Origin of the sequence: Kitasatospora sp. MY 5-36 (genome assembly GCF_001182915.1) — a bacterium.
In the GTDB taxonomy this organism is placed as follows: domain Bacteria; phylum Actinomycetota; class Actinomycetes; order Streptomycetales; family Streptomycetaceae; genus Kitasatospora.
On the sequence record NZ_LFVW01000752.1, the window covers coordinates 1 to 4,910 of the forward strand.

A 4,910-nucleotide genomic window follows, 5' to 3' on the forward strand; every position below is an offset into this window, starting at 1 on the left:
CGCCCGGCTGCTGGCCGGGCTGCGGGCGGTCGCCGCCGAGGCGCCCGGGATCGCCGACGTCCGCGGGCTCGGACTGATGGCCGCCAGCGAGTTCTGCCGCCCGGACGGCACCCCGGACCCGGAGGCGGCCCGGCGCGCCCAGCAGGCCGCGGCCGAGCACGGCCTGCTGCTGTTGCTGTGCGGGATCCACCTCAACACGGTCCGGATGATCCCCGCGCTGGTGGTCACGGCCGAACAGATCGACGAGGGCCTGGAGCTGTGGGCGAAGGCCGTCGCGGCCGGCGGCCGGTAGGGAGGAGAGGACATGGACGCGGTGACCGAAATCGGCTGGAGCAGCCTGGAGTTGGACGCCCGGCGGGAGCTCTGGTCGCTCCCGCTGGAGGAACGGGAGCGGCGGCTGCTCTGGGCCGACGCGCGGGCCGGGCAGTGGGGTGCGGGTGAGCAGGTGCGGACCAGGCTGCGGGAGTTCGTCCGGAACGCCGCCGACTCGGTGGGCATCACCCATGTGAGCGGGCTGGTGGACGCGACCCGCCCGGAACAGGAGATCACCGAGGTGCTCTCCTTCCTGCTGGGGGACTTCGGCCGGATCGTCCCGCAGAACGGGCGCGGCGACCTCACCTCGGTGCTGCACGACCAGGACGGCGACGGAAACACCGAACTCGGCTTCCACTGCGACACCTGCGACCTGCTGGTCCTGCTCTGCCTGCGGCCCGCCTTCGACGGCGGCGGGCTGACCAAGCTGGCGAGCGCCCGGCACGTGCACGACCTGATCGAGCGGGAGCGGCCGGACGCGCTGGCCACGCTCCGCGAGGAGTGGACCTTCGAGCGCAGCGGCCGGGCCGGTCCGCAGGTGGTGGTCACCCCGATCCTGTACGACCGCAAGGACGGGACGATCGGGTGCTACTACCAGACCCGCACCGTCCGCTCCTCTCCCGACCGCGGCGGACCGGAGTTGACGGATCGTCAGTGGGAGGCGCTCGGCGTGCTGGACGAGGTGCTCTACCGGCCGGAGATCGCCTTCGGGCTGCCGATGGCCGCCGGTGACCTGCTGATCATCCGCAACAGCCGTGTGCTGCACGGGCGTTCGCCGTTCATCGACGAGCCGGGTCCGTACGCCCGGCGGATGCTGCGGGTCTGGGTGAACGAGGGGGAGGAGTGGACGCCGTGACCGCTGGAGCCGAGAGCACGGGTGCCGTGACCGCCGGAGCCGGCACCGGGGCCGCGCCCGCACCGCACGGGCGGGTGGCGATCGTCACCGGCGGGGGCAGCGGCCTCGGCCGGGCCTCGGCACTGGCCCTGCTGGCGGCCGGCTGGACCGTGGCCGTCGCCGGTCGGCGCAAGGACGCGCTGGAGGAGACCGCCGCCCTGGCCGGGCCCGGGGCCGCCCGGGTGCTGCCCGTCCCGACGGACATCCGCAGCCCGGAGGAGGTCGCCCGGCTCTTCGACACCGTCCTCGACCGCTACGGCCGGGTGGACCTGCTGTTCAACAACGCGGGCGCCGCCGCCCCGCGCCGGCCGATCACCGAGACCCCGTTCGAGGACTGGAACCGGGTGCTGGACACCATCGTCACCGGCGGCTTCCTCTGCGCCCGCGAGGCCTTCCGGGTGATGAGCACCCAGACCCCGCAGGGCGGGCGGATCATCAACAACGGCGCGCCCTCGGCCTACGTGCCGCGCCCCAACTCCATCGCGTACACCGCCGCCAAGCACGCCGTGCTCGGCCTCACCAAGGTGCTCGCCCTGGACGGCCGGGCGTACGGCATCTCCTGCGGGCAGATCGACGTCGGCAACGTCACCCCGGTGGACGGCGGCCCGCAGCCGGCCGCGATGCAGGCCGACCGGACCATGGCCGTCGAGGCGACCATCCCGGTGGACCGCTTCACCGAGGCCCTGGTGCTGATGGCCTCGCAGCCGCCGGACACCACCATCCAGTCCCTGGTCGTGCTGCCGACCACCATGCCGTTCGTCGGAAGGGGCTGAGCCGTGCTGGTCAGCGCACGCTCCTTCGCGGAGTACCGGGCGATGTTCGCGCTCACCGAACGCGACCTGGCGCAGCGCGTCCTGGACTGCCCGGCCGGCGCCGCGAGCTTCGTGGCGGAGGCCGGGCGGCGCGGCATCGACGCCGTCGCCGTCGACCGCCAGTACGCCGAGCACCGCGAGGAGCTGGGCCTGCTGGTGGAGCGGGAGACCGGCTTCAAGCGCGAGCGGCTGGTGAAGGAGACGGCCGACCACGTGTGGTCCTGGTACACCGACGCGGACGACATGATCCGCCAGTGGACCGCCAACGCCCGGGACTTCCGCGCCGACATCGCCGCCCGCCCGGACCGCTACGTGGCCGGCTCGCTGCCCGAACTCCCCTTCGCCGACGACTCCTTCGACCTGGTGCTCAGCTCGCACCTGCTGTTCTCGTACGGCAACCGGCTGGACGGGGACTTCCACCGGGCGGCCCTGCTGGAGCTCGCCCGGGTGGCACGGCACGAGGTGCGGGTGTTCCCGCTGATGGTGTACGACACGCGGGAGCGCTACCCCGGACTGGAGCCGCTGCGCGAGGAACTGGCGGACCTCGGCGTCCCCAGCCGGGTGGAGCGGGTGGCCTACGAGTTCCGGCCGGGGGAGAACGAGATGCTGGTGCTCGCCACGGCGGGCTACCGGACGCCGGCCCGGACCGCGGCGGGCGCCGCGGTGGCCGAGGACCCGGTGCGGTGGCGGCACCGGGAGGCCGGGGACTGACCGCTGCCGGTCGCCCGCTCGCGCCCCGGGCCGGAGCCGTACGAGCTCAGGCCCGGGGCGGGCCCGGGTGGGTCGGTCCGCGGGTCGGTCGGCGGCCCGGTCGGCGGCCCGCGGAAATCCGTACCGGTTCGTTGTCGTCCGTTTCCGGTGGGTGCCGCGTCCTGGTGGTATGAACCACTGTCCAGTCCGACCCGAACCCGACCTGCGCCCCGGCCCCCAGGAAGCCGCGCCGGAACGAGGGGCCCCGCCTCCACGCCGGGCCGATCCGGTGGTGCCGGTGCCGGTGCCGGTGCCGGTGCCGGTGCTGGTCGCGGTGGCGGCGGTGGCGTCCGCGCTCCTGCTCCGGGGCCTGCTGCTGCAGTACGAGTCGTCGGACTGGTACTACTTCCTCGGCCCCTGGTACCGGTACATCGCGGCGCACGGCGGATTCCAGGCCCTCGGCGACACCGGCTTCTCGGACTACAACGTCCCCTACCTGTACCTGATGGCCGCGCTCGGCCGGCTGCCGGTGCCCGCGCTGACGGCGGTCAAGTGCCTGTCGGTCCTCTTCGACCTGGCGCTGGCCTACTACACCCACCGCATCGTCGCGCTGCGGTGGCCGCACCGGCCCTGGCGGCCCTTCGCGGCAGCGGTGACCGTGCTGTTCCTGCCCACGGTCGTGACCAACAGCGGGTGGTGGGCCCAGGCCGACGCGATCTTCACCGCCTTCCTGCTCGGCGGCGTCCACCACCTCCTGCGCGGCCGGCCCTGGTGGACCTGCGCCTTCTTCGGGATCGCCCTGGCCTTCAAGCTCCAGGCGGTCTTCCTCTTCCCCCTGCTGCTCGTCGTGGTCCTGGCCCGGCGGATGCCGTGGCGGTGCCTGCTGGCCGTCCCGGCCGCCTACCTGGCGCTCGACGTCCCCGCCGTGCTGCTCGGCGCCGACCCCTGGCAGCTGCTGACGGTGTACGCCCGGCAGACCGGGACCTACCGGGACCTCACGCTCAACGCGCCGTCGGTCTACCAGTTCGTCTCGGTGCCGTCCGGCGAGGACGACCCGGTGCGCCGGGCGGGCGTGCTGGTCGCGGGCCTGCTGGTGCTGGCGCTGATCGCCCTGGCGGTCCGGGCCCTGCGAAGCGCCGGAGGCGCGGCCGGAGAGTCCCTTGCCGGCAGGTCCACGGCCGGGGGTGGACGGGCGGGGCGCACCGGGACGGGGATCCTGCTGCTGGCCACCGTCTTCGCGATCGCGGTGCCGTTCCTGCTGCCGTCCATGCACGAGCGCTACTTCTACGTCGCGGACGTCCTCAGCGTGATCGTCGCCTTCCACCTGCCCCGGCGGCTCTGGTACCTGCCGGTGCTGGTCCAGCTCGCGTCCTTCGGCAGCTACCTCAAGTTCATCGCACCCGGCGTGGCGCCGTACCTGTCGATGCCGGCCCACGGCGCGCTGATGCTGCTGGCACTGGTCGCTGTACTCCGGGCCGCCGCCCGGGAGTTCGGCCTGCTCCGGGTCTGACCGGGGCCGGGGTGGGCCCGGCGGCGCTGCCGCACCCACCCCGACTCCCTCGCGGGTGCGGTCAGTTGACGAAGACCGCCGGGCTTCCCGACTGGCTGGTGTCCGCGACCGGCCCGTACGTCGCGGAGAAGTAGCCGTCGGCCGGGCAGAGCGTCGAACCGCCGCTCTTGGCGAAGTGCTCGGTGCGGAAGGCCAGGCTGTGCGCGGTGTTGTCGGCGCTGCCGGTGAACGCGCCGCTCAGCTGGTAGGAGCAGGTGATGGTGCCGAACCAGGTGTCCAGCACGGCGGTGGCCTGGATCGTCCCGGCGGACCCGCCGGTCAGGGTGACCGGCAGGCCGGGCGCGTCGGAGACGGTGACGCCGTACGGCAGGTTGCCGACCGTCAGGCTGCGCACCGAGGTGACCCCGGTGACGTTGGCGGTGCACGAGCCGAAGGTCAGCCCGGTCAGCGACGCGGTCGCGCTGCCCGGCGCCGCCGGGTTGCCCAGCACCGAGGCGGAGAGCTGGGAGGTGGCGCAGGTGACACCGGTGGTGCTGGTCGCGGTCGAGTAGAAGGTGGCCTTGGTGCCCGGGGCGAGCGGTGCGGCGAGCGCGTCGCCGACGGCGACGGCGGTGCCGCCCGCGCTCCCGGCGGTGAGCACCGGGCCGGCGGCGAGGGACTCGGGCGACGCGGAGGCGGGTACGGCGGCCAG

6 protein-coding genes are annotated in these 4,910 nt (G+C 74.1%); 5 read left to right on the forward strand and 1 reads right to left on the reverse strand.

The window, feature by feature from the left end; genetic code table 11:
- The 5 genes from AE652_RS35195 to AE652_RS35215 all read left to right on the forward strand — a co-directional run.
- A partial coding sequence (locus AE652_RS35195) for an aminotransferase class III-fold pyridoxal phosphate-dependent enzyme (RefSeq protein WP_049659061.1) occupies nt 1-292 on the forward strand: 292 nt, incomplete at its 5' end.
- Nucleotides 293-304: 12 nt separating this feature from the next.
- Complete coding sequence (locus tag AE652_RS35200; protein WP_049659062.1) at nt 305-1,168, forward strand: TauD/TfdA family dioxygenase; 864 nt, start codon at nt 305-307, stop codon at nt 1,166-1,168.
- Complete coding sequence (locus AE652_RS35205) at nt 1,165-1,980, forward strand: SDR family oxidoreductase (protein WP_369808357.1); 816 nt, start codon at nt 1,165-1,167, stop codon at nt 1,978-1,980. Before AE652_RS35200 ends, AE652_RS35205 begins: the two co-directional genes overlap by 4 nt.
- Nucleotides 1,981-1,983: 3 nt before the next feature.
- Nucleotides 1,984-2,730 (forward strand): class I SAM-dependent methyltransferase, encoded by a 747-nt coding sequence (locus tag AE652_RS35210; RefSeq protein WP_049659063.1) that lies wholly within the window; start codon nt 1,984-1,986, stop codon nt 2,728-2,730.
- A gap of 277 nt (nt 2,731-3,007) precedes the next feature.
- Nucleotides 3,008-4,219: a glycosyltransferase 87 family protein gene (locus tag AE652_RS35215; RefSeq protein ID WP_159028645.1), complete on the forward strand. Its 1,212-nt coding sequence runs from the start codon at nt 3,008-3,010 to the stop codon at nt 4,217-4,219.
- Between the two features lie 61 nt (nt 4,220-4,280).
- On the opposite strand, the gene AE652_RS35220 is transcribed toward AE652_RS35215, so the two are convergent.
- Complete coding sequence (locus AE652_RS35220) at nt 4,281-4,910, reverse strand: hypothetical protein (RefSeq protein WP_053112441.1); 630 nt, start codon at nt 4,908-4,910, stop codon at nt 4,281-4,283.

Coding starts and splice junctions, on each gene's coding strand:
- AE652_RS35200 (WP_049659062.1), top strand. CDS start 305: ATGGACGCGGTGACCGAAATCGGCTGGAGCAGCCTGGAGTTGGACGCC.